The organism is Limnohabitans sp. WS1 (genome assembly GCF_003063265.1).
Classification (GTDB): Bacteria; Pseudomonadota; Gammaproteobacteria; order Burkholderiales; family Burkholderiaceae_C; genus Limnohabitans_A.
Window position 1 is genome coordinate 71,073 of record NZ_NERU01000007.1, and the last position, 26,039, is coordinate 97,111.

General features: G+C 59.1%; 23 protein-coding genes. 3 read left to right on the forward strand and 20 right to left on the reverse strand.

The annotated features are described in order from the left end of the window. Positions 1-45: 45 nt before the first annotated feature. The 4 genes from B9Z48_RS10655 to B9Z48_RS10670 form a co-directional block, all read right to left on the reverse strand. Positions 46-1,728, reverse strand: coding sequence for a long-chain-fatty-acid--CoA ligase (locus B9Z48_RS10655; RefSeq protein ID WP_108378293.1), 1,683 nt, complete (start codon positions 1,726-1,728; stop codon positions 46-48). Positions 1,729-1,833: 105 nt separating this feature from the next. Continuing rightward, positions 1,834-2,697, reverse strand: a complete 864-nt coding sequence (locus B9Z48_RS10660) for a CPBP family intramembrane glutamic endopeptidase (protein WP_108378295.1) — start codon at positions 2,695-2,697, stop codon at positions 1,834-1,836. A 197-nt stretch (positions 2,698-2,894) separates the two neighbouring features. Then, complete coding sequence (gene pntB, locus B9Z48_RS10665) at positions 2,895-4,313, reverse strand: Re/Si-specific NAD(P)(+) transhydrogenase subunit beta (protein ID WP_108378297.1); 1,419 nt, start codon at positions 4,311-4,313, stop codon at positions 2,895-2,897. A 53-nt stretch (positions 4,314-4,366) separates the two neighbouring features. Continuing rightward, entirely contained in the window at positions 4,367-5,968 is a 1,602-nt protein-coding gene (locus B9Z48_RS10670) for a Re/Si-specific NAD(P)(+) transhydrogenase subunit alpha (RefSeq protein WP_108378299.1), read from the reverse strand. Between the two features lie 216 nt (positions 5,969-6,184). On the opposite strand from B9Z48_RS10670, the gene B9Z48_RS10675 reads away from it, so the two are divergent. Beyond that, complete coding sequence (locus tag B9Z48_RS10675) at positions 6,185-6,679, forward strand: NUDIX hydrolase (protein WP_108378301.1); 495 nt, start codon at positions 6,185-6,187, stop codon at positions 6,677-6,679. Between the two features lie 19 nt (positions 6,680-6,698). Here B9Z48_RS10675 and B9Z48_RS10680 read toward each other — a convergent pair whose 3' ends face one another. The 4 genes from B9Z48_RS10680 to B9Z48_RS10695 all read right to left on the reverse strand — a co-directional run bounded on the left by B9Z48_RS10680 (position 6,699) and on the right by B9Z48_RS10695 (position 11,220). Then, on the reverse strand, positions 6,699-8,141 hold the full coding sequence (locus tag B9Z48_RS10680) for a GDSL-type esterase/lipase family protein (RefSeq protein WP_108378303.1): 1,443 nt from the start codon (positions 8,139-8,141) through the stop codon (positions 6,699-6,701). Then, positions 8,138-9,028 carry a hypothetical protein gene (locus B9Z48_RS10685; protein ID WP_233261092.1) on the reverse strand — a complete coding sequence of 297 codons (891 nt, stop codon included), beginning with the start codon at positions 9,026-9,028 and terminating at the stop codon, positions 8,138-8,140. Before B9Z48_RS10685 ends, B9Z48_RS10680 begins: the two co-directional genes overlap by 4 nt. 103 nt (positions 9,029-9,131) lie before the next feature. Next, positions 9,132-10,544: an MBOAT family protein gene (locus B9Z48_RS10690; protein ID WP_108378307.1), complete on the reverse strand. Its 1,413-nt coding sequence runs from the start codon at positions 10,542-10,544 to the stop codon at positions 9,132-9,134. Positions 10,545-10,554: 10 nt separating this feature from the next. Continuing rightward, on the reverse strand, positions 10,555-11,220 hold the full coding sequence (locus tag B9Z48_RS10695; protein WP_228769339.1) for a lytic transglycosylase domain-containing protein: 666 nt from the start codon (positions 11,218-11,220) through the stop codon (positions 10,555-10,557). Between the two features lie 150 nt (positions 11,221-11,370). Here B9Z48_RS10695 and mnmA point away from each other — a divergent pair, with 150 nt between their 5' ends. Next, positions 11,371-12,546 carry a tRNA 2-thiouridine(34) synthase MnmA gene (mnmA, locus tag B9Z48_RS10700; RefSeq protein ID WP_108378309.1) on the forward strand — a complete coding sequence of 392 codons (1,176 nt, stop codon included), beginning with the start codon at positions 11,371-11,373 and terminating at the stop codon, positions 12,544-12,546. Between the two features lie 43 nt (positions 12,547-12,589). On the opposite strand, the gene B9Z48_RS10705 is transcribed toward mnmA, so the two are convergent. Both B9Z48_RS10705 and B9Z48_RS10710 read right to left on the reverse strand, forming a co-directional pair. Further along, positions 12,590-13,216 (reverse strand): aromatic-ring-hydroxylating dioxygenase subunit beta, encoded by a 627-nt coding sequence (locus B9Z48_RS10705; RefSeq protein ID WP_108378311.1) that lies wholly within the window; start codon positions 13,214-13,216, stop codon positions 12,590-12,592. 16 nt (positions 13,217-13,232) lie between these two features. Continuing rightward, entirely contained in the window at positions 13,233-14,555 is a 1,323-nt protein-coding gene (locus B9Z48_RS10710) for a Rieske 2Fe-2S domain-containing protein (protein WP_108378313.1), read from the reverse strand. A gap of 102 nt (positions 14,556-14,657) precedes the next feature. Here B9Z48_RS10710 and B9Z48_RS21380 point away from each other — a divergent pair, with 102 nt between their 5' ends. After that, positions 14,658-15,557, forward strand: a complete 900-nt coding sequence (locus B9Z48_RS21380) for a LysR family transcriptional regulator (protein ID WP_158273248.1) — start codon at positions 14,658-14,660, stop codon at positions 15,555-15,557. A gap of 3 nt (positions 15,558-15,560) precedes the next feature. Here the strand turns inward: B9Z48_RS21380 and B9Z48_RS10725 are convergent, their stop codons facing one another. The 10 genes from B9Z48_RS10725 to B9Z48_RS10770 form a co-directional block, all read right to left on the reverse strand. After that, the gene (locus tag B9Z48_RS10725) at positions 15,561-16,262 is read right to left on the reverse strand and encodes an ABC transporter ATP-binding protein (protein WP_108378423.1); all 702 of its coding nucleotides are present in this window, start codon (positions 16,260-16,262) and stop codon (positions 15,561-15,563) included. A gap of 2 nt (positions 16,263-16,264) precedes the next feature. Then, positions 16,265-17,020: an ABC transporter ATP-binding protein gene (locus tag B9Z48_RS10730; protein ID WP_108378315.1), complete on the reverse strand. Its 756-nt coding sequence runs from the start codon at positions 17,018-17,020 to the stop codon at positions 16,265-16,267. Further along, positions 17,017-17,973 carry a branched-chain amino acid ABC transporter permease gene (locus B9Z48_RS10735; protein ID WP_108378425.1) on the reverse strand — a complete coding sequence of 319 codons (957 nt, stop codon included), beginning with the start codon at positions 17,971-17,973 and terminating at the stop codon, positions 17,017-17,019. Before B9Z48_RS10735 ends, B9Z48_RS10730 begins: the two co-directional genes overlap by 4 nt. A gap of 12 nt (positions 17,974-17,985) precedes the next feature. Continuing rightward, positions 17,986-18,900 (reverse strand): branched-chain amino acid ABC transporter permease, encoded by a 915-nt coding sequence (locus B9Z48_RS10740; RefSeq protein ID WP_089962275.1) that lies wholly within the window; start codon positions 18,898-18,900, stop codon positions 17,986-17,988. Positions 18,901-18,918: 18 nt separating this feature from the next. Further along, on the reverse strand, positions 18,919-20,103 hold the full coding sequence (locus tag B9Z48_RS10745) for an ABC transporter substrate-binding protein (RefSeq protein WP_089962279.1): 1,185 nt from the start codon (positions 20,101-20,103) through the stop codon (positions 18,919-18,921). A gap of 108 nt (positions 20,104-20,211) precedes the next feature. After that, positions 20,212-21,378, reverse strand: a complete 1,167-nt coding sequence (gene tcuB, locus B9Z48_RS10750; protein WP_108378317.1) for a tricarballylate utilization 4Fe-4S protein TcuB — start codon at positions 21,376-21,378, stop codon at positions 20,212-20,214. Next, on the reverse strand, positions 21,365-22,807 hold the full coding sequence (gene tcuA, locus B9Z48_RS10755) for an FAD-dependent tricarballylate dehydrogenase TcuA (protein WP_108378319.1): 1,443 nt from the start codon (positions 22,805-22,807) through the stop codon (positions 21,365-21,367). The genes tcuB and tcuA overlap by 14 nt, the downstream gene beginning before the upstream one ends. Before the next feature lie 32 nt (positions 22,808-22,839). After that, positions 22,840-23,595, reverse strand: coding sequence for an SDR family NAD(P)-dependent oxidoreductase (locus B9Z48_RS10760; protein ID WP_108378321.1), 756 nt, complete (start codon positions 23,593-23,595; stop codon positions 22,840-22,842). Positions 23,596-23,714: 119 nt separating this feature from the next. Continuing rightward, positions 23,715-24,674: a LysR substrate-binding domain-containing protein gene (locus tag B9Z48_RS10765; RefSeq protein WP_108378323.1), complete on the reverse strand. Its 960-nt coding sequence runs from the start codon at positions 24,672-24,674 to the stop codon at positions 23,715-23,717. 3 nt (positions 24,675-24,677) lie between these two features. Further along, positions 24,678-26,012 carry a DUF3422 family protein gene (locus B9Z48_RS10770; protein WP_108378427.1) on the reverse strand — a complete coding sequence of 445 codons (1,335 nt, stop codon included), beginning with the start codon at positions 26,010-26,012 and terminating at the stop codon, positions 24,678-24,680. Positions 26,013-26,039 lie beyond the last annotated feature (27 nt).

Sequence of the window (26,039 nt, forward strand, 5' to 3'; positions counted from 1 at the left end):
TGGCCGCAGGTCTGTGCCCAGGGCTTCAGCCCAGCAGCTGCGCGATCAGACCTTGCTGCGCAATTCGCGCCGCAAAATTTTACCCACGGGCGTTTTGGGCAATTCGTCGCGGAATTCGATCACGCGGGGCTGCTTGTATGCGGTCATGTTCTCGCGGCAATAAGCGATGATCTGCGCCTCGGTCAAGGCCGGGTCTTTCTTGACCACCACCAGCTTCACGGTCTCGCCAGTTTTTTCGTCGGGTACACCGATAGCCGCGCATTCGAGCACGCCCGGGCAAGCCGAGGCCACTTCTTCGACCTCGTTGGGGTAGACGTTGAAGCCGCTGACCAAAATCATGTCTTTCTTGCGGTCCACGATTTTGAAGTAGCCACGCTCGTCCACCGTGCCCACATCACCCGATTTGAAATAACCATCGGCAGTCATGACCTTGGCGGTTTCGTCAGGGCGTTGCCAGTAACCGGCCATGACCTGCGGCCCCTTGATGGCGATCTCGCCAGGCGTGCCGGGGGCGGTGACTTCGTTGCCATCGTCGTCGAGCAGCTTCATCCAGGTGCCGGGGATGGGCACACCGATGGTGCCTGTGAATTCGGTGCTGGTGGTCGGGTTGCAGCTGGCCGACGGGCTGGTTTCGGACAAGCCATAACCTTCACAGATCGGGCAGCCTGTTTTTTCCAGCCAGAGCTTGGCCACGTTGGGCGTCACGGCCGTGCCCCCCCCCAAAGACACCTTCAAATTGGACCAATCCACCGTGCCGAAGTCCGGGTGGTTGGCCAGTCCATTGAACAAGGTGTTCACCGCCGGAAAGCTGTGGAAGGTGTGCTTGGACAACTCTTTGAGGACCGCAGGCAAGTCACGCGGGTTGGGGATCAAGATGGTTTTGCCGCCCATGCGCAGGCCCAGCATCATGTTCACCGTGAAGGCGAAGATGTGGTACAGCGGCAAAGCACACACCGAAGTGGGTTGCTGACCGGCGGGAATGCGCTTCATGACGGGCTCGTTCCAAGCTTCAGACTGCAACACATTGGCCAAGACGTTGCGGTGCAACAGCACGGCCCCTTTGGACACGCCTGTGGTGCCACCGGTGTACTGCAACACCGCAATGTCGTCGGCCGACAATTCGGGTTTGCGAAAAGCCTGCTGCCGCCCCTTGCTCAAGGCATCGTTGAAACGAACGGCTTGTGGCAAGTGAAACGCGGGCACCATTTTTTTGACATTGCGCACCACGTAATTGACCAAGCTGCCTTTGAGCAAGCCCAAACGGTCACCCATGGCCGCCAACACCACATGCTGCACAGGCGTTTGAGCAATGCATTTTTCCAGCGTTGCGGCAAAGTTTTCAATGATCACAATCGCTTTGGCACCTGAGTCCTTGAGCTGATGCTCCAACTCTCGGGCGGTGTACAAAGGATTCACATTGACCACCACAAAACCCGCACGCAAAACGGCCGCCACAGCCACCGGATACTGAGGCACATTGGGCATCATGATGGCGACGCGATCACCCTTGCTCAGACCCAAAGACTGCAAGTACGCCCCCATGGCCAGACTGTCTTGATCGGTCTGCGCAAAGCTCATGTCCTTGCCCATAAAACTGTAGGCGCAACGGTCGGCGTATTTGGCAAAACTCTCTTCAAGCAAACCGACCAAGGAGGTGTATTGGGTCGGATCAATATCGGCTGGGACGCCTTCGGGGTAACTCTTGAGCCAAATCGGATTCGCGTTCATGTGGTGTTCTCCTGCATTTCAGTCTAACCCACAACTGACGACAAACTGACTCTGGAAAATACTGGATTTCCCGAGTACACAGCCCCAAGACTGCGTCCAATGGACCTAGTCCTTTACACGGCGAAAGAACCAAGCATAAAAAATCAAGCCGCCCACCACAACGGACGCCAAAGAAAAGACCGGATCGTAAGTCGCTGAAGTGAAGATGGCCGAGGCGGGCAAAGGTGAGTCTTTGTAGCCAAAGCACATCACCAGAAAAAAGTTGTTGGCCGTGTGCAGGCCAATGGCCAGCTCAAGACCAGCATCTCGCAAAACCAAAAGCGCAAGCAAGAAACCCATGGTGAAGTAAGTGACTGCCAAGATGCCCAAGCCATGCGCCGCCGCTTCAGGGTTGAACAAGTGGGGGGCTGTGAACAAAAGGCTGCTCAGCACAGCGGGCACAAAGGGATGGCGAAAAATGCGTCCCATGGCCTGCAGAAAATAGCCCCTGAAAAACAACTCCTCCGCAGCACACTGCAGCGGCGTCAAGAGCAGCGCCAGCAACAGGAAAAAGAACCAGCTTTGAAACTCCAAACTCCAAACATAACGCCCAGGGTACAGCGCGCTTTCAAGCGACACCGTCGCAAGCATGATCACCCCCCACACGGCAGCCCCCTGAAAAACCCTGCCCCATGCGATCGTCTTGCGGGTGGTCACCAATGCACGCCAAGGCCTGCGGTGCAAAAAACCATGAACGATCAACACCACCAGCAACAACGTCATCAGGCTGGCGTTGGCGGCCAAATATTCACGCGCACTCCCCAAGGGCAGGCTAGCGACCATCCAATGCACCAAGCCGCCGCCCAACATGCCAACCAGCAAAACCAGGGCCACACCCAAGGTGTAGCGCCACCACCCATTGAGCCCACTGTCGGTCAGGGAAAAGAAAGCTGCGGCTGAAGCACGCAGTGTCACAGGATGATGAAACATGAATCAGGTTTCCATTCAAAAAGGTCAGTCGAAGGCGACGCGTCAGTCCGAGTCAACAACCGCCAATTTTATGATTCAAAAATACACACATTCATTGAATCACCTGATCAAACAAACGATTCACACCCTGTTTTTCCAATCCTCAAGTCCATCAAAAAAGGGGCCACAGGGCCCCTTGGTTCAGTCCGTCGAATACCTCAAGCCTTCAAAGCCAGCAAGACCTCGTCCAGCATCTTCTTGGCATCGCCAAACAACATGCGGTTGTTGTCTTTGTAGAAGAGGGGGTTGTCCACACCGGCGTAGCCGCTGGCCATGGAACGCTTCATGACGATGCTGGTGCGGGCCTTCCAGACTTCGAGCACCGGCATGCCGGCGATCGGGCTGGTGGGGTCGTCTTGCGCGGCGGGGTTCACGATGTCGTTGGCACCAATCACGATGGCCACATCGGTGTCCGGGAAGTCGTCGTTGAGTTCGTCCATCTCGAACACGATGTCGTAAGGCACTTTGGCCTCGGCCAACAAAACGTTCATGTGGCCGGGCATGCGGCCCGCCACGGGGTGGATGCCAAAGCGCACGTTCACACCTTTGTCGCGCAGTGTCTTGGTGATTTCAAACACCGTGTGCTGGGCTTGGGCCACGGCCATGCCGTAGCCGGGCACCACGATCACGTTTTTCGCGTCGCGCAGCAACTCGGCGGTCTCGGCCGCCAAGATGGGGCTGACCTCACCTTGCGGCTCGGCTGCTTCGCCCGTGGGCTTGGGCGCGGCGGCCGTGGTGCCAAAGCCCCCGGCGATCACGCTGATGAAGCTGCGGTTCATGGCGTTGCACATGATGTAGGACAAGATCGCACCGCTGGAGCCCACCAAGGCGCCGATCACGATCAGCAAGTCGTTGGAGAGCATGAAGCCCGTGGCCGCTGCGGCCCAGCCAGAGTAGCTGTTGAGCATGGACACCACCACCGGCATGTCGGCGCCGCCAATGGCCATGACCATGTGGATGCCGAACAGCAAGGCGATGACGGTCATGATGACCAAGGGCACCATGCCGTCTTGCACGGTGTGGGCGTTCATAAACTCACGGCCAAAGTAAATGACCGCAATCAAACCCACCAGGTTGAGCCAGTGGCGACCAGGCAGCAACAAGGGGCTGCCGCCAATGCGGCCGGACAACTTGCCAAACGCCGCCACCGAGCCGGAGAAGGTCACCGCGCCGATGAAGATGCCGATGTAGATTTCACCCGCGTGGATGGCGTGCGCCGCGCTGTCCAAATTCTTGGAGGCTTCTGGGTCCACATAGGTGGCGTAACCGACCAGCGCCGCGGCCATGCCGACCATGCTGTGCATGAGCGCCACGAGTTCGGGCATTTGGGTCATCTGCACTTTGCGCGCAGCGTACAGACCGATGAGCGCGCCCACCAGCACCGAGCCCACGATCATGGGAATGCCTTCGGCTGTGACTTGCGGACCAAAGATGGTGGCCAGCACGGCCAGGCTCATGCCGATCATGCCGTAGAGGTTGCCGCGCCGTGCGGTTTCCTGGTTGGACAAACCACCCAGGCTGAGGATGAAAAGAATGGTCGCGCCGATGTAGGCGACCGTGGCCAGACTTGAGTTCATGAGTGTCTCTTTAATCAGTTGGGGACAGAGCTGAAGATCTGTCCCCAAAGTTTTTACTTTCGGAACATGGCCAGCATGCGCTGGGTGACGGCAAAGCCGCCAAACATGTTGATGGCGGTGAGCACCAATGCCAAAGCGGCCAGGATGCCGATCAGGGTGTTGGGGCGTCCGGCTGCGGCCATGGGCGAAATCTGAACCAGCGCACCGATGGCGATGATGGAGCTGATCGCGTTGGTCACACTCATGAGCGGGGTGTGCAGCGCGGGCTTGACGTTCCAGACCACCATGTAGCCCACAAAACAGGCCAGCACAAACACGGTGAAGTGCGACAGGAAAGCAGCTGGCGCATACGCCCCCACCAGCACCAGCAACACAGCGGCCACCGCCGACACGATGAGCAACTGACCCACGGGCATGGGGCCAGACGGCTCGCCGTGGCCGTGGCCTTTTTTGGCGGCAGGGGCTGCGGCAGGCTTGGGTGCAGGCTTGGGGGCCACCACCAAAGGCGGCGCAGGCCAGGTGATTTCACCGTCCTTGATGACCGTCAGGCCCCGAATCGCGTCGTCTTCCATGTTGACGTTGATCACGCCGTCTTTGGTCTTGCACAGCTCTTCGGTCAGGCGGAACAAGTTGGTGCCGTACAGCGTGGACGACTGACGCGCCATGCGCGAAGCCAGATCGGTGTAACCGACGATGGTCACGCCGTGCTTGACCACCGCCTTGCCGGGTTCGGTCAACTCGCAGTTGCCGCCTTGCTCGGCGGCCATGTCCACGATCACGCTGCCGGGCTTCATGCTTTGCACCATCTCGGCGGTGATCAGCTTGGGCGCGGGTTTACCGGGAATGAGCGCGGTGGTGATGATGATGTCGCACTCTTTAGCTTGCTTGGCGTACATCTCACGCTGCGCGGCCTGGAAGCCTTCGCTCATGACTTTGGCGTAACCGCCGCCGCCCGAGCCTTCTTCTTCGTAATCCACCTTGACGAATTCACCGCCGAGCGACACGACCTGGTCGGCCACTTCGGCACGGGTGTCGTTGGCACGCACGATGGCGCCCAGGCTGGCGGCCGCGCCAATGGCGGCCAAACCTGCCACACCGGCACCTGCGATGAACACTTTGGCAGGGGGCACTTTGCCTGCAGCCGTGATCTGGCCGTTGAAGAAGCGGCCAAAGGCATTGGCCGACTCCACCACCGCGCGGTAGCCACTGACGCCAGCCATCGAGGTCAGCGCGTCCATCTTCTGGGCGCGGCTCAATGTGCGGGGCAGTGCGTCAATCGACAGAGCGGTGACCTTTTTGGCCGCCAGCTGCTGCATCAAATCGGGGTTTTGCGCAGGCCACAAGAAGCCAATCAGGGTCTGGCCTTCGTGCATCAGCGCCACTTCGTCGGGCGTAGGGGCACGGACTTTAAAGACGATGTCGCTGCCGCTCCACAGCGCCGCCGCGTTGGGGGCAATGCTCGCGCCAGCTTCCACAAAAGCCGCGTCGGACAGGTCGGCCAGCTCGCCAGCGCCCTGCTCGACCACCACGGCAAAGCCGAGCTTGACCAGTTTGGTCACGGCATCGGGGACTGTGGCCACCCGTTTTTCACCGGGAAAAATCTCTCGCGGCACGCCAATGCGCTGAGGCGTTGGGGCTGTATCGCCAGTTTGCATGTTTGTCTCCTCGCTCAATCCACAAAAAATAATCAATTATTCCAGCTTAACCGATGTCCACCTGAACTGACTCAGTCCAGAAGCGCGCAACACATGTCGCAGCATGAACATTCAAATATCAGCAAGTTCTGATATTAAACACGAACAGGCCTGCCGTTTGCTGACAAAAGAACCCGCATCACACAAACTGACGCACCAACATTGATAATCCAAAAGATGGATACACGCTGGAAACCCAATGTCACCGTCGCCGCCATCATTGAAAAAGAAGGCCGCTACTTGCTGATCGAAGAACAGACCCAAGAGGGCTTGCGACTGAACAACCCCGCAGGCCATTTGGACCCCGGGGAATCACCCGCTGAGGCATGCGCTCGAGAGACTTTGGAGGAGACTGCGCACCTTTTTAACCCCACGGCTTTAGTGGGTATTTACCTCTCCCGTTTTCATCGCCCGGCCACGTCAGAGGACGTGACTTATGTTCGCATGGCGTTTTGTGGTGAATTGGGTGACTTGCAAGAAGGGCGACAACTTGATGAAGGCATTGAACGCACCCTGTGGATGACGCCCGAGGAAATCAGGGCCAGCGCATCCCGTCACCGCAGTCCCCTGGTTTTGCAATGCATAGAAGACCATCTGGCCGGGCAACGCTATCCACTCGGGGTCATTTACACCGACCCGGCGGTCAAAGGCTTGCCGCACCTGAAGGCATGAATTCGGGCTGAGCCAATCGCTACTTGGGTGCAAAAACAGACGCATTCCAGCCCAAATCCTGGGCCATGGATTGGGCCAAGCGCTGGTAGCCCGGCACCGTGAAATGGATCAAATCCTTGGCCATCCAGGCGGGGTTTTGCTGGGCCCATCGGTAAGACCCGCCAGCCCCTCCCATGGCACTGAGCATGCTCCAAAAATAGCACCCATGGGCTTGGGCCACCTGCTTTTGGATGCGCCCAATTTCAGCGTGAACCCGGGTAAATTTGAGAAGATCTGGCAATTTTGCAGGCGCAGGCTTGGTGCCTTGAACTGCACCAGATCGGTTTTTTTGAGACCGCCGCACCAAAATGCCCCGATCCCCTGGTGCCACCAACAAGCAGGCGGCCTGAGGAAAGAGTTGTCGCCAAGCAGCGACCGATGAGCGCAAGCTCTGGGTGTAGGCCGCTGCATCGAAGGGTTGCACATTGCCCTCATTGGTGCCAAAGGCCATGACCACCACATCGTAAGAGGAGGCGCCCCACCACGGTGCCATCGCCGTTGTTTGCAACTGACGCCAGCCAGCCACAGTGGCCCCCGGGTAACCAAACACATCGAGTTGCAAACGGGTTTCCACGGGCAGGGGCAGCTCCAGACCATTCAGCCTGAACGGTCCTTCAAGCACGCGCAGCTCAATGGTGGACATCGCGTCGTCGCCCACAAAATCCAGCACAGCGGGGCCCTCGCGGCCCAGCAAATCCACACGTTTCGCCTCACCCCCATCGATGCGAATGGCCAAACTGATCGGATCCCGGGTTTGCTGATACAACAAGCGCAACTGAGACTTGTCCGCTTGAGCCGAGAGATTGCGCACGTCCAGCGACAGCCACGCATCTTGGCCTGGTGTCCACAAATTGACCAAACCAGGCCCAGGTTCACTGGCACCTGCGGGCACGGCATGCGCCGGCTCATACTGCCAACCCGGCCCCACACAGCTTTTGCGCAAGGGCAAGCGCACACCGGGCCGGTTCATGCTGGCTGGCAAAAAACGGCTGCTCACAGCTTCGGGGGGCAACTGAGACAAACGTGCCCATTCTTGGCTCCAAAAAGCAGCTGCCAAATGACTGTCGCCCCATATGCCCACACGCAAAGGCTGGCCCGACTGGGCTTGCCACAAAGGGCGCTTTTGGGCACGCCCCTCGGCCAATGGGCCGTTGGACAAAACATCGTGAAACTGCTTCAACTGGGTTTGAACGTCCACCTCATCGGGGACTTCTTGAGGGTCCATCTCACGAGGCGCTTTGCCACGAGGTGGGGCCGCTCGCTGAGAGCATTGCAAATCAGGCGCATCACGGCGTGCTTGAACGGGCAAGATGGTTTGCTGCACATCGGCACGCACTGAAGGCAGTGTTTGCGCCACCAAAGCATGGCTCCAAAAAAGCAGCGCCACAGGGGTCAACAAGCCTCCAAGCCAAGACTTTTTCATGGCTGCGCCGCCTTTTGGATGTGTTCGAGCAAGGCTTGCTTGACCAAGCGCAAGGCAGAGGGCGTCATGTGAATACCGTCTTCTGCCCTCAGGTTCATGGGCTGACCGTCTGCGCCCAATTTGAATTTTTGAAATGGCTCAGACAGCACGCCGATGAGAGGCTCAGTGGCCAGGTAATCGGTGCCCCAATTTTGAGCGCGAGCATGAAAAATGTGGTTTTGCAACACTGCGCCATCGCGCACTCGCCCCTCTCGCATCGAGGGCAAACCCATCCAAATCACCCGGACTTGGCGCTCAACCGCTGCGGCCACCACCTCATCCACGCGCAAAGCATAGTTCAGCGCCCAGCCCGGAGAGGGAAACCCGTGACGCTGGCCGTCCACCACCATGTCCCAAGGGTCATTGGGCCCCAAAAACACCACCACCAAGTTCAGACTTTTGGCGTCCATTTCTTCCACGATGCGTTGAGGCCAATCGAAATACCGCCTGACGGTCAGGCCAGTACTTTGACGACTCAGGTCATGCACTTCCCAATCGGGGTGCAAGCGGGCCAGATCACGCATGAGCAAGGGGGCCACACCCTGCATCATGGAATCTCCGGCCAGCAAAATGCGCTGTACACCGGGCTTGAGTTTTTGCTGCGCCAAGCTGGGCAAAAACTGCCCTTTGGGCAAAGGCGAGGGCAAGTCTTGTAACTGTGGCGGCTGAGGAGTCCGGGACACAACAGGTGTTTGTGCCGGGTCCTCGTCGGAAGATGGCCATGCCAAGCGAAACAAAGGCCTCGAACCACCGGCCCGCACCCGGTCATCGAGCCAACGCGAGGGAGCAAACAAGGCATTGGACAGCGCCTCAGGCAGCGCAGCTTCCAAGCTGACGTGGTACCTCACCCCCAAATACCTTTCAAGCGAGGTGAGCCAGCAAAGCGTCACCATCAGGGCGACCGCGGGAAGCATCCAGCTCAATTGACGTGCAGACAAACGATGGGCCATCTCAAAACCGGTAATAAATGAAATTGGGCACCCCTTCGGGCCCATAAAACAGCACCAAGCAAAGCAAGAGTGCCAACACCAACACGCCCCCCCAGAGGGGCAACCGTGCCAAATGCACCGTTGCCTTGTGTTCCCATTGAGCGGCCCATGGGCTGAGCCCGGCCACACACAGCGCGATCAACACCAGGCTCCAGGCCTGTGGGATGTCGTCTGCCCAAAAGCCTTTGGCGTTGAAAAACAAGCCCTGCAGCATTTGTAAAGCCTGAGGCACCGAGTCTGCCCTGAAAAAGACCCAAGCCAAGCTGACAAACACAAAAGTCATCATTTGTGCGGCCCAACGAGGCCAAACAGGCATGCCCAGGCGCTGAGCCCCGTTCACCACCACGACCCCCAAGCCATGCAACAGTCCCCACACCACAAAGGTCCAATTGGCCCCGTGCCACAAACCACTGATGAGCATGCCCAACAACACGTTGAGCTGGGTTCGGCCAAAGCCACGGCGATTGCCCCCCAGGGGAATGTAGATGTAATCGCGGATAAAACTGGACAAAGACACATGCCAGCGGGACCAGAAATCCGACAAATTCCGCGCCAGATAGGGTTGCCTGAAATTCACGGGCAAAGTGAAGCCCAACAACAAGGCCAGGCCAGTCACGATCGATGTGTAGCCTGCAAAATCGAGAAAAATTTGCAGGCTGTAACCCAGCATGGCGGCCATCAAAGCCAAGCTGCTGAATTGCTCGGGAAATTTGTAAACCGGATCGACCCACTGGGCTGACAAATATGAGGCCAACACCACTTTTTGCACCAAACCCAAACTGATGAGGTAGAAGGCCAACCAGGCTTGTTTGGGATGGCCCACCCGAGTTTGAGGATCGCGATCGTCGATTTGGTCGAAAAAATGATCGGCTCGCAAAATGGGGCCCGCAAACAAAGTGGGCCAAAAACTCAAAAACAGCAGCACATCGGCCCATGAGCGGGCCAATCTCGGCTGACGCCCGACCATCACCAAGTAAGTGACGGCCTGAAAAGTGAAAAAAGAAACCCCCACGGGGGCCACCACGTCCAGCACGGGCAACAGTGCGTCAAACCCCATGCCCTGCAACACGGCCTGAAAAGTCTCACGCACAAATTCATAATATTTGAGCGACAACAAAAAAGTACCTGCCAGCCACAATCCCAACCACAAGGGGCGACGGCAGGCGGGCACGCTTTGCATGCGTCTGCCCAGTGCCCACATGGCGGTGCTGTACACGCACAAAAAAACGGCAAACTTGGGCACCCACGTCGCGTAAAGGCCATAGCCCGTCAGGATGAGCAAACCCCGCTGCCAGCCTGGCCTGCTGGCCAATGCCCAATAAACGGGCAAAAACAAGAGGCAAAAAAGCCCGAACTCCGGCGACACAAAACTCATGAACTCAAGCTCATTGAATGGGCACGCTCACACCTGCAGCCACTTGATCAAGACGGGCCTGCTCAGCTTGGACTTTGGCCACATAACCACCATCTTCTGTGACAGCGTCGCCACCGAGATAAAACCGCAAACCATCTTCCAAAGAACCGCCCTTGAGTTTGATCGAATCGGCAAGCACCGACACGCCCACGCGCAAATTGGTGATCGGGTCGAAAGCGGCCAGTTTTCCCCCATAGGCTTCGTAGCGCTTGGCATGAATCGTGGTCATCACCTGCATCAGGCCCTGCGCCCCTGCATGACTTTGCACATAAGGGTGGAAGTTGGACTCGATCGCCATGACTGCCAAAATCAAATGAGGGGCTAATTTATGACGCTTGGCCAAGACATGGGCCTCGGCCACCAAGGCCGCCAAAGGCTCAGGTGCAATTTTGTATTTCTGCCCCAACCAGATCGCCACCGCCGCTTGCGAGCGAGGCAGGTCTTTCAAATCGACTGCCGTGGCACGATCGGCCGTGTTTTGAGGCAACCAGGTAATCAGCACTTGGCGATCACGCAGCCAATTGAACAAGGCTTCTTCGGCCATGTGCAGGCCTTGCGGGTGCCACCACAGGGCCATCACCACCGCAGCCGCACTCAAGCCCACCATGGCCAAACCACTGTGAGTGACAAGAAACAAGCCCTGCGCGATGTCACGCAAGACCGTTCGAATGGGGGGGCACCAAGTGCAGTGGAGGGGCATCAGAATAAGACCAGTCTGCCATTATAAATTTGTGGCCCTTGATGCGCGTCTGCCACCGCCCTTGGCCGCTCACGGGATAATGCCGGCATGTCTCATCTCACCCGTGTGGTCGTCGGTTTGTCCGGCGGCGTCGATTCCGCTGTCACCGCTCACCTGCTCAAGCAACAAGGCCATGAGGTGATCGGCATTTTCATGAAAAACTGGGAAGACGACGATGACAGCGAATACTGCTCGTCCAATGTCGACTTCGTTGATGCAGCGGCCGTGGCCGATGTGCTGGGCATCGAGATCGAGCATGTCAACTTCGCAGCCGATTACAAGGACCGGGTTTTTTCCGAGTTTGTGCGTGAATACCAGGCCGGACGCACGCCCAACCCGGACATCTTGTGCAACGCCGAGATCAAGTTCAAGTCGTTTTTGGACCACGCCATGCGGCTGGGTGCTGAAAAAATCGCCACAGGCCACTATGCCCGCGTGCGACTGAACGCCACTACAGGCCGCCATGAACTACTCAAAGGTCTGGACCCCAGCAAAGATCAAAGCTACTTTTTGCACCGCCTGAACCAGGCGCAGCTGTCCAAAACCCTGTTTCCGGTGGGTGAGTTGCACAAGACCGAAGTGCGCCGCATCGCCGAAGAGATTGGTCTGCCCAATGCCAAAAAGAAAGACTCCACGGGCATTTGCTTCATCGGCGAACGCCCTTTCAGGGAGTTTTTAAACCGCTATATCAGCAAAGAACCCGGCCCCATCAAAGACCCGTCTGGCCGCACGATCGGTCGGCATGTGGGGCTGAGTTTTTACACCTTGGGGCAACGCCAGGGCTTAGGGATCGGCGGCATCAAGGCCAAAGGCGCTGAAATGAAAGCCCTGCAAGCCCAAGGTTTGCGCGGCGCAGGTGAGCACACACCTTGGTTTGTGGCCCGCAAGGACATCCCGAACAACACCTTGTGGGTGGTGCAAGGCCACGACCACCCTTGGCTGCTGTCGCCCCAGCTGCAAGCCACCGATGTGAGCTGGTGCTCAGGCCAGCCCCCTGCACCCGGGGCCTACGCCGCCAAGACGCGTTACCGACAAGCCGATGCGGCCTGCAGCTACCTCCCCCTGCCCATGGTAGAAAGTCAAGTGGGCACTGAACTGGGCTTTGAACTGAACTTTGCACAAGACCAATGGGCCGTCACACCCGGCCAAAGCGCCGTTCTGTATGACGGCGAGGTATGCCTGGGCGGCGGCGTCATTGCCAGCCGAGAAACCGCCCGGACTTGAGTCAGGTGCAGGTCTCCACAGCGGTGTGTCCCCTTTTGCAGGTTTACACCCAGGCCTGGATCACGTAGTCGTAAGCGGCCTGGCCGTTGGTCATGTCCACCCGCTGCAACTGGATCTTCCAGGCCCCCTCTTGCAGCACGAGGCTGTGCCGATAACTGCCCCCAAAATGGCGCACCTGATCACGGCGCATTTCCATCATCTGAAAGCGCGAATACACCTCCAGCGTGGTGGGCGTGGCCGCTTCAATCACGATGTTGCCTACCAGGTGATTGGTGCCCCATTGGGCCGCTTGTGACCAGGCGTTGGGGTGCAGCAACCGGCCCATGCGCACTTCCATCAACAAACGATCCTCTGCAAAAATCGATGCCTCACGTCGCCAATCGGTCTGCAAAGGGGTCGAAGGCATCCAGTAAACGCCTTCTTCGGTGAACAACTCGGTCCATTCACCCCAGGCCTTGTTGTCGAGCAAAGCCGCTTGATGGAACAGCAACTCTTCAACCTGGCGACGCAAGGCCGCATCCACGGCGATGGCTTTGGGAATGTAGCCCTGACTGGGCAGGCGACCACGCCCCATGTGGTCGGGTGCGATGGATTCGGCACCCGACATGGACTGGATGGCTTCGATCACCACGCCCGTGCCCAGGGCCTCTTTGACTTCTTTGGGTTGCATGAATCATGTCTCCTGTTCAGGCCTTGGCCGTGGGTTGAATGGCGGCGCGGATGTACGACTCCCAGGCCTTGAACTGGTTGCGCATCACCACTTCACTGGTGCCGTTGTTCGAATAGAGCACACCGTCTTTTTCGGTGTCGCCCCCGTAATTGCGGTGAAAGCTCACCCATTCACCACCTTTGGATTCGAGCCCCAGCTGGCCCTTGGTCCAGTTTTCGAGGTCATCGGCGTTGATCATGGTGGCGGGTGAATTGACCAGGTTGAAGTACCACAGCGAACGCTCGTAGATCGCCTCAGGTACACCCTTGAGGCGGAAATGCCAGATCTCGGACAGCGTCTTGTTGGGCGCCATCGGGCGCAGGCAGCGCAACTGCTGCAAGGGCGACTGCACCGACAAATAGGGGTAAATCAGCACATGGTGAATGCTGCGCGAGAGGTACTCTTCGCCCTTTTCTTCGCCATAGGCCTGTTTGATCAAGGCCTCGTATTCGACCGTGTCCGGGTCGGTAGGGCGCAGGCCCATATAGGCCTTCAAGATGCCATGGCCGTATTTGAAGTTGACCGTCTGCACCGAATCCCACTGGTCAAAGCTGGAGGCAAAAGTCGACAGGTAATGGAAAAACAAGGGGGCCGAGCCTGTGTCTTTCTTGAGGCGCTGCTCCACTCGGCGGGCCGAGACCCCGGTGGATTGGTGCGTGACGGAGGGGTGCAGGGCATCGAGCTGGTTTTCCATGAAGAACTTCCAGTTCGAATGCTGCACCACACGGTGACACACCGGCACGGCTTCCACCTCACCCACGGGCGAGCGGTCACACATGTCGTCAAACGCTATTTTTGCCTCGCCCAGAAAGTCGACCAAGCTCGGGCCTTCTTTGGACAGGCTGGCAAACACAAAGCCACGGTAGCTGTCCACACGGGCGGCAGGCACCATGCTGCAATCGGCATCGTCGGTGTGCATGCGGGTGCCGTCGTAGCCTTTGACCAGCGGGATGGCCTTGACCTTGCCATTGAGGTGAAAGCTCCAGGCATGGTACGAGCACACAAAACCCTTGCCCGTGTTGCCGCTTTGGTTGCCGCACAACTCCACACCCCGGTGAGGGCAGCGGTTGTAGAGCACGCGCACACTGCGGTCCACATCGCGCACCATGACCATGGGCTGACGCCCGATCTGCATGGTGAAGTAATCACCAACCTCCTTGACCTGCGATTCGTGGCCGCAGTAAACCCAGGCTTTCTCGAAAATATGTTCCATCTCCAGATCAAACAGCGCTTGATCCGTGTAGACACTCTTATGAACACGGTCCGGTTGAACCAGGTTCTCCAAAACGATCGGTTGCATGAAAACTCCTTGGCAGGCTTCAGGGGGGATGACAGGCCTCAAGTTAACAAAGGTCAAGTCCTTGACCTACAACCTGTCATGCTATTTCCATTACCATGGGTTATGGATTACCGAAAAGTTCAACTCTTCTTGGCGGCCGCCCGTTTGGGCAACATGACCGAAGCCGCTGCGTCGCTGGATATTTCCCAACCCGCCTTGTCCAAAAGCATCAAGTCGCTTGAAAAAACCCTGGGCGTGCGCCTGCTGGAACGTGGACGCTTCGGGGTGAGCGTCACCCCCTTTGGCCAGGCCCTGATGCAACACGGCCAGGTGATGGAGGCAGAAATGCGCAATGCGGTGGGCGAAATCCAGGCCATGCGCGGTGCTCAGCGTGGCCATGTGATGATGGGATGCGGGCCCACCGAAGCCACCCGTTTGTTGCCCTTGGCGCTGCAAGCTCTGACCCAAGACAACCCGGACATCAAGGTGACGGTGTTGTACGGTTTGAACGAAGCCCTGATGCCTTGGGTCAAGCAAGGCGAAGTGGACTTTGCCTTGTCATCGGTGCCCGCTCGCGCCACCGACCCTGACCTCAGCCATGAGCGTCTGTTGACCGAAAACGCCACCGTGGTGGCCCGGGCCGGGCACCCCTTGGCACAGCATAAAGTCGTCACGCCCGAGATGCTCACCCCATACCCTTGGGTACTGCCGCGACAGCGCGAACTGGAACGCCTGGCTTTTGACGATTATTTCGTGGCGCATGGACTGGAGCCGCCAACCGCCCAAGTCGAGACCACCTCCACGGTGCTGATGAAATCCATGGTGATGCAAAGCGATGCACTCACCTTCATCCCGGAAGAATTGATTTACTGGGAAGTCCGCGCGGGCCAACTGCAGCCTCTGCAAGCCACAGGCAACCCATGGGTCCGGCATGTGGGTGTCACGCGCAGATGCAAGGGCACCCTCAGCCCAGCCAGCCAGCGGCTGCTGGCGGCAATCAAGTCGGTGGCAAAAAAATTCTGACGCTCAAACACCGAGATAACGGGTCCACAGCTCACGCTGATCCTTGAGCGCTTGAGAATCCCCTGCCCACGCCACTTGCCCGCGCTCAACAATGACATGGTGGTCGGCAATGTCCACCAGGCGGTTGACGTATTTGTCGACCACGATCAGGGTCTGGCCTTCTTCGCGCAGCAAACGCAGGCAACGCCAGATCTCCTCGCGAATCAGCGGGGCCAGACCTTCGGTGGCCTCGTCCAGAATCATCAGCCTCGGGTTGGTGACCAACGCACGGCCAATGGCCAGCATTTGCTGCTCGCCGCCCGACAACTGCGAGCCCATGTTGGCGCGACGCTCGGCCAGGCGCGGAAACAGTTCATAAACCCGTGCAGGCGTCCAGGGCGTGCGGCTTTGGTGGCGGTTGCTGGCAAAAGCCGTCAAGTGCTCGTCCACCGACAAATTGGGAAAGACTTGTCGCCCCTCGGGCACCACGGCCAAGCCCAGCCGCGCCACCCGGTCGGCCGTTTGGTTGGTGATGTCGTGGCCATCAAAGACCACCTGTCCAGACTTGACCGACTTGAGCCCCAAAATGCTGCGGATCAGCGTGGTTTTGCCCATGCCGTTGCGACCCAGCAAACCCATCACCTCGCCCGGCATCAAGCTCAGGCCCATGCCAAACAGAACCTGGCTTTCGCCATACGCGGCCTGCACATCGCGCACTTGCAACAAGCTCATGCGTGCTCCTCACCCAGGTAAGCGGCAATCACCTGGGGGTTGTGCCGAATGGCCTCGGATGAGCCCGTAGCGACCAACGCGCCGTTGACCAGCACCGATATGCGGTCGGCCAATCGGAACACCGCGTCCATGTCGTGCTCGATCAACAAAATGGCCACCTGGCTGCGCAGCTTCAGGATCAGGTTCAAGATCCGCTCGGATTCGACCGGCCCCGCACCGGCCATGGGCTCGTCCAGCAACAACAACTTCGGCCGGGTGGCCACCGCCAAACCCAGCTCCAGAATGCGCTGCTCGCCATGCGACAGCTCGCTGGCCGAATCGTGCGCCCGGTCCTGCAAACCCAATTCCTGAAGCACAGCCATGGCCTGGTCCGTCAAGGCCTTGTCGCTGCGCACCGGACGCCAGAAAGAAAAACTGTTCCCGCTGCGGGCTTGCACCGACAGGGCCACGTTGTCCAACACGGTGAAGGATTTGAACAAACGCGTGATCTGAAAAGACCTGGCCAGTCCGCGGTGCACCCGCTCGTGGGTGGGCATGGCCGTGACGTCGTGGCCATCAAAAAAGATCTGCCCGCTGTCGCTGGGCAAATGGCCCGACAGCTGGGCCACCAGACTGGTCTTGCCCGCCCCGTTCGGGCCAATCAAGGCGTGGATTTCTCCCGGCTGCACATCCAGCGTGACGTGGTCAGTGGCCCGCAAGGCACCAAACTGCTTGACCAGGTCTTTCACCTGAAGCAAGGCCCCGTTGCTCATGCCTTCCCCCCCACGTTGGCCGCCTTGCGACGAATCAAGCCCGCCAGGCCTTTGGGGGCCAGCAAGACCACCGCAAGCAAGAACCAGCCCACATAAAACTGCCAATGCAAGGTGTATTCGGCCAGCACGTCTTCCAGAATCAGCAGCACCAGTGCCCCCCACAAACCGCCTGTGAGTGTGCCCACACCGCCCAAAATGACCATGACCATCAAGATGCCAGACTGCGTCCAGTGCATCAGGTTCGGGCTGACGTAATTTTGGTGGTTGACCATCAAGGCACCCGCCAAGCCACCCAAAGTGCCGGCAATGACAAACAACACCCACTTGTAGCGGTAAGACGGAAAGCCGATGGCATCCACCCGCACATCGTCATCGCGGATCGCCAGGATCACCCGGCCAAAGCGCGAATGCATGATGCGTGAAATCAGCACCAAGGTGACCACCAACACCAGCAGCACCACAAAGTAAAAGGTCACATCGTTCTTCAGGTCCAGGCCCAGCCCAAAATCAGAGCGCTGCTTGATGTTCAGACCCTCATCGCCCCCATAGGCCTTGATGGAGTTGACCAGGTAATAAATCATCTGGGCAAAGGCCAGCGTGATCATGATGAAGTACACCCCTCGGGTGCGCAAAGAAATGGCACCGATGATGCCCGCCACCAACGCCGACAACCCCATGGCGATGGCAAAACCCGTCCAGCCATTGGTGTGGCCCTCGGTGATCAGGATGCCCACGGTGTAGGCCCCAATGCCCACAAACGCGGCATGCCCGAAGGACACCAGACCGCCGTAGCCCAAAATCAGATTCAAGCTGCAGGCAGCAATGCCATAAATCATCATGCGGCTGAGCATGCTGACGTAAAAATCCATGTCCCGGGCATGCAAGAACAATGGCAAGGCGATCGCCCCCGCCAGCACGAGACCCCAAACCCAGACCGGTGTTTTGTGGTTCATCAGACCCATTCCTCAACGGCCGGAAAAAAGTCCCTGAGGACGGACAAACAGCACGACAGCCATCAGCAAGTACACCGCAATCGAGGCCACCGCTGGCCCCGCCGCGCTGGCAAACTGGGGTGAAAAAATTTCGCGAAACAGCCAAGGCAACAAGGTGCGGCCCAAGGTGTCCACAAAGCCCACCAAAATGGCCCCGACAAAAGCGCCCCAGACCGAGCCTATGCCGCCAATCACAATCACCACAAAGGCCAGGATCAGGATGTTTTCACCCATGCCCACCTGCACCGCCAACAACGGCCCCAGCATGGCGCCCGCCACAGCGCACAAAGCGGCCCCCAAGCCAAACACCCCGGTGAACAAGCGCCGGATGTTGATGCCCATGGCCATGGCCATCTCGCGGTTCGACGCCCCGGCGCGTACCCAAGCACCCATACGGGTTCGGGTCACCAGCAGATACAGCACCAGCGCGATCAGCAGGCCCACAGCAATGATCACCAACCGGTAACTGGGATAGCGCAAGCCGGGCAACAGCTCCACCGGACCCGACAAAGCCTGGGGTATGGACAAGGGCATGTCTGTGCCCCAAATCATGCGAACGGACTCGTTGATGATCAAAATCAGGGCAAAAGTGGCCAACACCTGAGACAGGTGGTCACGGGCATACAAGGTTCTGAGCAAAGTGGCTTCCAACAGCATGCCCACCACGGCCGTGAGCATGACCGCCAGCACCACGCCCAGCCAAAAAGACTGCGTCAACTGCACCAACCAGGCCGTCAGAAACGCCCCCACCATGTAGAGGGCGCCATGGGCCAGGTTGATCATGTCCATGATGCCGAAGACCAGCGTGAGCCCGGAGGCCAGCAGGAACAACATCAATCCAAACTGCAGGCCATTCAAGGCCTGCTCCAAAATCAAGATACCAGTCATGAGGTGAGGCGAAAGCCCTTACTTCATGGGGCAGTCTTTGACGTAGGCGTCACCGTGGTTGCTCAGCAAAGGCTGACCCACAATGCGGTTGACCAGACGCCCTTGAGCGTCCTTGACCACCTCGCGCAGGTAGTAGTTCTGAATCGGGTACTGGTTGGTGTTGAACCGGAAATCGCCACGCACCGAGTTGAACTTGACCGTCTTCAGGGTCTTGATCATGGCCTCTTTGTCTTCAATTTTGCCGTTGACCGCACGCACGGCAGCATCGATCAGCAGTGCAGTGTCGTAGCCCTGGGCTGCGTACAAAGTGGGCAGGCGCTTGTATTCTTTCTCGAACTCGGCCACAAATTTCTTGTTGGCTTCATTGGGCAGGTCCAGGCCCCAGTGAGCGGTGTCAAACACGCCCATCATGTCGTTGCCCACCGCGCGGATCACGTCCTGGTCGGCACCAAAGCCAGGCTGAATCAGACGGGTGTCTTTGTTCAGGCCTGCGGCCATGAACTGCTTGATGAAGTTGATGCCCATGCCCCCGGGCAAAAAGGTGTAGACCACCTCGGGCTTGGCGGCACGTATGGCTGCCAGTTCGGCAGAATAATCCAGCTCACCCAGTTTGGTGTAGACCTCGCCCGACACATTGCCTTTGAAGAATCGCTTGAAACCCGCCAAGGAATCCTTGCCCGCCTGGTAATTGGGGGCCAACAAATAGGCCGACTTCACCTTGAGGTTGGTCGCGTACTGGCCAGCTGCCTCGTGGTAGGCATCGTTGGGCCAAGACACGGCAAAGAAATAAGGCGAGCACTGGGCCCCCGCAATGGGCGATGGTGCCGCATTGGGGCTCAGGTAAATGGTTTTGGCGCTGATCGCCTCGGGCAAGCCTGCCAACATGATGTTGGAAAACACCACACCCGTCAGAAAGTCGACCTTGTCACGTTTGACGTAGCGCTCAAACAGCTGCTTGCCCACGTCGGGTTTGAACTGATCGTCTGAGATCGAGACATCGGCGGGCAGGCCACCGAGTTTTCCGCCATTGAGCTTGACCGCCAACATGAAGGCATCACGAATGTCCACCCCCAGCGCCGCAGAGGGCCCCGATAAGGTGCTGACAAAGCCGACTTTGACCTTGTCTGCCGCCCAAGCCGGGGCACCGGCCAAGGCGGCCAAAGTGGAAACGGTCAACAAACTTTTGAGCACCGGAAAACGCATGAATGACTCCTGGCAAAACCATCAAAAGAAATAAATCGTCCAAAGACGGAAAGTCTCATTCTGAGCCGAAAATCACCCCGCCATGAATGGGGGTTTACCCTTTTGCCGTCACTCCCCACCCAGCCCCAAGCGGTTGGGCTGGCGCTTTTCGATGGCAAAACGCAGCAAAGCCGCCGTGCGGAAAACACCGTGCGCAAACTTGCCATAAGGCAAGGTCAAGAACAAAGCCATCACCGCGCCCAGGTGCAGCGCCAGCATCAAAGGCATGACCGCCGTTGGGCCCAGCAGCCACAAGAGCAAACCCGTCACGCTCACCAGGAACAACAAGGCGATGAAGCCCCGGTCCATGGGCTTTTGCGCCGCGTCGCCGTGGTCCGGGTGGCGGCGCAGGTTCAAGCGCCACAAACCGGCCGTGCCCACCGTCAGACTCACCCCGCCAATGACGCCGAGCAGCTTGGGCAAGGTGCTCAGGTCATACGGTGCAGGCCAGCCCAAAACATAGTGATAAAGCGTGGCCACGCTGGTGGCGGCAAAGCACAGCATGAAGCCGTAAAACGTCAGGTGGTGGTAGCGCCTGCGGGCATGCGTCCACGCGTCGTCTTCGTTGTGGCAGCCCTCGCCGTGGCCACCGTCCAGGTATTTCAGGCGCAAGGCGGCGTGCGCGGCCTCGGCAGCGGCGGGTGGCGTCAGGTCGGCTCCGCTGGTGGCGGGCGTCACATCGCGCCAAAAGCGCCGCACGCCCAGGGTGAGCGCCAGCACCGCAAACAAGAAGATGGGGGCGAACAGGCTCACCATCAGGTTGTGTGGGAATACCGCATAAAAGCCCCCTGCCACAGGCGTTGACCACAGCGTGCCCTGGCGCAACATGGCCAGCACCAAAAACAGCGCCAAGCCCAATGCCAAGGCCACCGACAAGGTCAAGCCGTTGCGTTGGTACAAGCTGCCCAAGGCAGGTGGCCAGGCGTAATCGGCATAGGTCTGGCCGCGCACCTGGGCCATGGCCTTGGGCACATTGATGGCAAAGTCGTGCAGCGGCGCGTACTGACAGGCATGCAGGCAAGCGCCGCAGTTGTGGCACAAGTTGGCCATGTAATGGATATCGGCCTTGCCAAACTCCAGCCGCCGCGTCATGGCCGGGAACACCGCACAAAAACCCTCGCAATAGCGGCAGCCATTGCAAATTTGCATTTGACGGGCCACTTCCGCTTCCGGGGCTGTCAACTCACCGCGTGCCAGCGCACGGGCATCGCGCGTCAGGGCTTCAAGCGTTTGCATGCGCCGCTCCTTCTTTTTGAGCCTTAACGGCTTTGGCCGCCTGCTCGCCCGCGATCCGGCCAAAGGCCGTGCCAATCGTCATGCCCACCCCGGCGGTGTAGCCCTTGCCCAGCACATTGCCCGCCATCATCTCGCCCGCCACAAACAGGTTCGGGCTGGGCTGGTCCTTGAATCGCACAGCGGTCGTGTCATCGGTTTTGAGGCCCAGATAAGTGAAAGTGACGCCAGGCCGCACGGCATAGGCGTAATAGGGCGCGGTGTCCAGCGGCCGCGCCCAATGGGTTTTGGCAGGACTCACGCCCTCGGTGTGGCAATCGTCCAGCGCGGTGTGGTCAAACTTGCCTTCTCGGCAAGCGGCGTTGTAATCGTTCAGCGTTTGCATGAAGGTCGCTTCATCCAGGCCCAGTTTGCGGGTCAGCTCAGGCAGGCTGTCGGCCTGCGTGCCTTCAAACACGGGCGGCATGAAGCGGCCCACGGCTTTGGCGTCGATGATGGAATACGCCACCTGCCCCGGCTGCTGCGCCACCAAACGGCCCCAGATCGCGTAGCGCTTGGGCCAAAAATCTTCACCTTCGTCGTAAAAACGCCGCGCTTCGCGGTTGACCACGACGCCCAAAGACACACAGTCAATGCGGGTGCAAATGCCGCCGTCGTACAGCGGTGCACGGGCGTCAATCGCCACCATGTGCGCCTGCGTCGGGTCACCAATGCGGTCAGCGCCTTGTTCCAGCATGTGCTTGAGCAACACACCCTGGTTGAAGCGCGTGCCGCGAATCAAAAATTGGTCCGCCGGGTATTCGCCGCGCTCGTTTTGGCCCCAAGCCTCGCGCAGCCACTCGCGGTTGGACTCAAAGCCACCCGCTGCCAGCACGCAGGTGCGGGCAGCGATGCGCTCACGCCGCACGCTGCCGTCGGCCTGTTTGTGCATGACGGAAGCGGCCACAAAACGGCCATCGTCCAATTCAACGGTGTCGACCTCGGCGTTGTAATGGATCTGCACGCCCAGTTTTTCGGCGCTGCGGTAATAGGCATTGACCAGTGCCTTGCCCCCACCCATGAAAAAAGCGTTGGTGCGGGCCGTGTGCAAAGCGCCCGACAAGGACGGCTGAAAGCGCACGCCGTGCTTGACCATCCAGGGCCTACAAGTGGCCGAATGGCGAATCGCCAAACGGGCCAGGTGCTCGTCGGTCAAGCCGCCCGTGACCTTGAGCAAATCTTGCCAAAACTCTTCTTCCGGGTAGGCATCGACCAGCACGTCTTGGGGCGCGTCGTGCATGCAGCGCAAATTGCGCGTGTGACCCGAATTGCCGCCGCGCCACTCGCGCGGGGCCGACTCCAGCAGCATCACGCTGGCCCCGGCTTCGCGGGCCATCAAGGCCGCGCACAGGGCGGCGTTGCCGCCGCCTATGACCAAAACATCCACACTCATAAACACTTTCAAAGAGGGCGATCAGGACCGCGTCAGAACTGGTACTTGCGCAAACCACCGTCCACCGGAATCACTGCGCCCGTGATGTAACTGGCCAGGGGGGAAGCCAAGAACGTGACCAAATTGGCCATGTCTTCGGGCTCGCCATAGCGGCCCATGGGGATTTCGTTCTCACACTGCCACTGGCGGTACTCGGGCGTGTAGTTGCGGAAAATCTGCTCAGAATGGATACGCCCAGGTGGGACGCAGTTCACGGTGACGCCGTGCTTGCCCACCATGCGCGACAGGCCCTTGGCCCAGCTGTGCATGCCGGCCTTGGCGCAAAACGCCCCATTGGTATGCTCGGGCTCACTCTTGCCGGTGATGTTGATGATGCGCCCCCATTGGCGCGCAATCATCTGGTCAATCAAGGCATCGGCCACTTGGCGCGGGCGGTGAAAGTTCAAGGTGATGGCCTCTTGCCAAGCCTCTTCGCTCACATGCAACTCTTTGAAGCTGCGCGACCCCCCGGCGTTGTTCACCAGAATGTCCACACTGCCCAAACCGGCCAAAGCCGCCTCGGCCAAACGCTTGGCAGCGTCTTCGGCATACAGGTCCGACTCGATGATCACGGGAGCTTGCCCCCCTGCGGCCACGATCTCAGCGGCCAACTCCTGCAGCTTGTCCACACGCCGTGCCGACACCGCCACACGCACGCCCTCAGCGGCCAGGGCTTTGGCGATGCCACGCCCAATGCCCACGCTGGCGCCGGTGACCAAAGCGGTTTTGTTTTTGAGTTGCAAATCCATGACATCTCTCTTCTTGATTTCAAAATCTTGACTGTATGGAAAAGTCTGTGTGCAGTGCAGTCCTGTCAGCACATGGGGTCATCACTTTTTGTGATGCCTCACCCCCAGTGACCCGACCTTCAGGTCAGGGGGCTGAGGGATGCCCCCAACCAAGCGCCGCCTTGCACCAAGGTCCGTGCGCAATCGGAAATGACCACCCTGGCCGCCAAAGCGGCAGGCGACAGTTCATCGTCAGACAAACCACACAAGCAATTGCTGCGCTTGAGTTGGTGGTCGGTGATGTGTGCCATGTGGAAAAACTCCGCCGCATGGGCCTGCCGAGCCACGGCCGAGCCTGGCTGCAAGGTGGCCCCCATGCCAACGCGAACAGCGTCCATCAACATGGACAAAGAATCCACTTCCAGCGCCACCAGGGGCGTGAGCTTGGCACGCATAAAAGCTGCATCCAGCGTGCTGCGCAAACCATGCGGCCCTGTGGGCAAAATCAATGGGTGGTCTTGGAGTTGCGCCAGGCTCAAGGCCTTGGGCCACGCAGGCTTGACGGCATGGCGTGCGCTGATCAAAAAAATATCCTCTTCGATCAGCGGCCACACACTCCAGCGACGGGCTGCCTGCACAGCCTGCGTGCTGCCTGATGGCAGATCAAACAAAATCGCCAGGTCCAGCTGCCGCGCATTGAGCATGGCCGACAAATGCCCCGACAGGCTCTCCACCATGTGCAGGCGCACATCGGGGTAGCGTTCACGCATGGCCTGCATCAAGGGCAGACCCAGCACCGCTGCAGTGGTGGGGGCCAAGCCCACGCTCACTGTGCCACTCAGACGGGCCTGCTGGGCCGAGCGCACCGCCTGTTCGGCGTGCCGCAAAGTCAGCTGAGCCTCCCGAAAAAAGGCCACGCCTGCTTCGGTGGGCGTGACGCCCTGGGGGGTGCGCTGCAACAACCGGGTGCACAGCTCACCCTCCAGGCGCGTGATTTGCTGGCTCAGCGCCGACTGCACCAAATTCAGCGCCAAAGCGGCGCGGCTGATGCTGCCGGCCTCGACCACTTTGACAAAATAGCGCAGCTGTCGAAGCTCCATGGCTCAGTGCTCTGCTTGGTGCAACTTTTCGTGAATCCGCTGCACAGCCTTCCACACCCCCCAAAACACCACGGGCACCAAGACCCCCACGGCCACTTCGGGCTGAAACGGCATGCCCGCGGCCTTCAAGGCCTTGGCCACATAGAGCAAGAGGCTGATCACGTAATAAGAGATCGCCGCGATGGACAGCCCTTCCACCGTACTTTGCAAGCGCAACTGCAAGGCTTGGCCTTTGGTCAGCTTTTCCAGCAGCGTCTGGTTTTGCGCCTCAGTGGCAATGTCCACCCGGGTGCGCAGCAAAGCACTGGTGCGCGAAACCCGCTCGGCCAAAGAGGCCAAGCGCTTTTCGGTGGCCTGCACCGTGGCCATGGCCGGGGACAAACGCCGCTGCATGAACTCACCCAAAGTTTGGGTGCCCGAAATCGGGCGCTCGCGCAACTCGGCCAAGCGCTGGCTGACCAAGGTGTCATAGGCCCGCGTGGCCGAGAACCTGAAACCATTTTCTGCTGTGGCCCGCTCGATGCGAGCGGCCAAAGACACCAGCAAATCCAGCAAGGCCTGATCGGTCTCGCCCTTGCGCTCCAGCAAACCCGTGATGTCGGCCAGTTGCGATTCGGCCTGCGACAACGTGGCCGACAAATTTTTGGCCACGGGCAAACCCCGCAAAGCCATCAAACGGTAAGTTTCCATCTCCAGCAAACGCTGAGAAATGCGGCCAGCCCGTGCTTCGCTCGTTCCCTCAGGGGCCAGCACCAACATGCGTTCAAAGCCATCAGGGCCAATGCGAAAGTGCGTCAGGATGCACGAATGTGGCAAACCTTCAGTGGTATTGCCCATGCGCGACGCCAAAACGGCCCCTTCACCCAACCAGGCCTGCGCTTTGGTCATCAAATCGCTGGCCATCACGTCAGCATGGACCATGCCCAGATGAATCGCCGCCATGGTTTGCCCCGGCAAACCACGCAACCAATCGGTACCTGGTGCCAAATGCGCAGCCAACTCCGGCAGCTCCGACCCCCAGAGGGCATGGGCAGGCAAACTTTGCACAATCGAATACCGCGTGAACTCGGTATGACGTTCCCATTTAACGGTGTAGTGATCACAGCGCAAACGCATGAAATTGCCCTGCATGCGCTCCAGCGACAAATCTGCATGGCCGGGCAAAAGCCGCAAATGGGCCAACTCTTGTTCGCGCGAGACCCCCTCGTTGAGCACCGCCACATAAACAATCAGAGCGGGCAAACGCACTCGGGCCGAGGGTCGTGCGTGGACTTCGTTGTGCAGTTCACGCCGCTGGGCGTCTTCTGGCGGCAAAAAGCGGGAGGTGATTTCGTTCATGGCCTTATTTTGACCGAGCTGGCAGGC

What these genes read in the sequence shown, in the direction of transcription:
- B9Z48_RS10655 (WP_108378293.1), bottom strand. Translation starts at nt 1,728, where the DNA reads ATGAACGCGAATCCGATTTGGCTCAAGAGTTACCCCGAAGGCGTCCCA.
- B9Z48_RS10660 (WP_108378295.1), bottom strand. Translation starts at nt 2,697, where the DNA reads ATGTTTCATCATCCTGTGACACTGCGTGCTTCAGCCGCAGCTTTCTTT.
- pntB (WP_108378297.1), bottom strand. Translation starts at nt 4,313, where the DNA reads ATGAACTCAAGTCTGGCCACGGTCGCCTACATCGGCGCGACCATTCTT.
- B9Z48_RS10670 (WP_108378299.1), bottom strand. Translation starts at nt 5,968, where the DNA reads ATGCAAACTGGCGATACAGCCCCAACGCCTCAGCGCATTGGCGTGCCG.
- B9Z48_RS10675 (WP_108378301.1), top strand. Translation starts at nt 6,185, where the DNA reads ATGGATACACGCTGGAAACCCAATGTCACCGTCGCCGCCATCATTGAA.
- B9Z48_RS10680 (WP_108378303.1), bottom strand. Translation starts at nt 8,141, where the DNA reads ATGAAAAAGTCTTGGCTTGGAGGCTTGTTGACCCCTGTGGCGCTGCTT.
- B9Z48_RS10690 (WP_108378307.1), bottom strand. Translation starts at nt 10,544, where the DNA reads ATGAGTTTTGTGTCGCCGGAGTTCGGGCTTTTTTGCCTCTTGTTTTTG.
- mnmA (WP_108378309.1), top strand. Translation starts at nt 11,371, where the DNA reads ATGTCTCATCTCACCCGTGTGGTCGTCGGTTTGTCCGGCGGCGTCGAT.
- B9Z48_RS10705 (WP_108378311.1), bottom strand. Translation starts at nt 13,216, where the DNA reads ATGCAACCCAAAGAAGTCAAAGAGGCCCTGGGCACGGGCGTGGTGATC.
- B9Z48_RS10710 (WP_108378313.1), bottom strand. Translation starts at nt 14,555, where the DNA reads ATGCAACCGATCGTTTTGGAGAACCTGGTTCAACCGGACCGTGTTCAT.
- B9Z48_RS21380 (WP_158273248.1), top strand. Translation starts at nt 14,658, where the DNA reads ATGGATTACCGAAAAGTTCAACTCTTCTTGGCGGCCGCCCGTTTGGGC.
- B9Z48_RS10730 (WP_108378315.1), bottom strand. Translation starts at nt 17,020, where the DNA reads ATGAGCAACGGGGCCTTGCTTCAGGTGAAAGACCTGGTCAAGCAGTTT.
- B9Z48_RS10735 (WP_108378425.1), bottom strand. Translation starts at nt 17,973, where the DNA reads ATGAACCACAAAACACCGGTCTGGGTTTGGGGTCTCGTGCTGGCGGGG.
- B9Z48_RS10740 (WP_089962275.1), bottom strand. Translation starts at nt 18,900, where the DNA reads ATGACTGGTATCTTGATTTTGGAGCAGGCCTTGAATGGCCTGCAGTTT.
- B9Z48_RS10745 (WP_089962279.1), bottom strand. Translation starts at nt 20,103, where the DNA reads ATGCGTTTTCCGGTGCTCAAAAGTTTGTTGACCGTTTCCACTTTGGCC.
- tcuB (WP_108378317.1), bottom strand. Translation starts at nt 21,378, where the DNA reads ATGCAAACGCTTGAAGCCCTGACGCGCGATGCCCGTGCGCTGGCACGC.
- tcuA (WP_108378319.1), bottom strand. Translation starts at nt 22,807, where the DNA reads ATGAGTGTGGATGTTTTGGTCATAGGCGGCGGCAACGCCGCCCTGTGC.
- B9Z48_RS10760 (WP_108378321.1), bottom strand. Translation starts at nt 23,595, where the DNA reads ATGGATTTGCAACTCAAAAACAAAACCGCTTTGGTCACCGGCGCCAGC.
- B9Z48_RS10765 (WP_108378323.1), bottom strand. Translation starts at nt 24,674, where the DNA reads ATGGAGCTTCGACAGCTGCGCTATTTTGTCAAAGTGGTCGAGGCCGGC.
- B9Z48_RS10770 (WP_108378427.1), bottom strand. Translation starts at nt 26,012, where the DNA reads ATGAACGAAATCACCTCCCGCTTTTTGCCGCCAGAAGACGCCCAGCGG.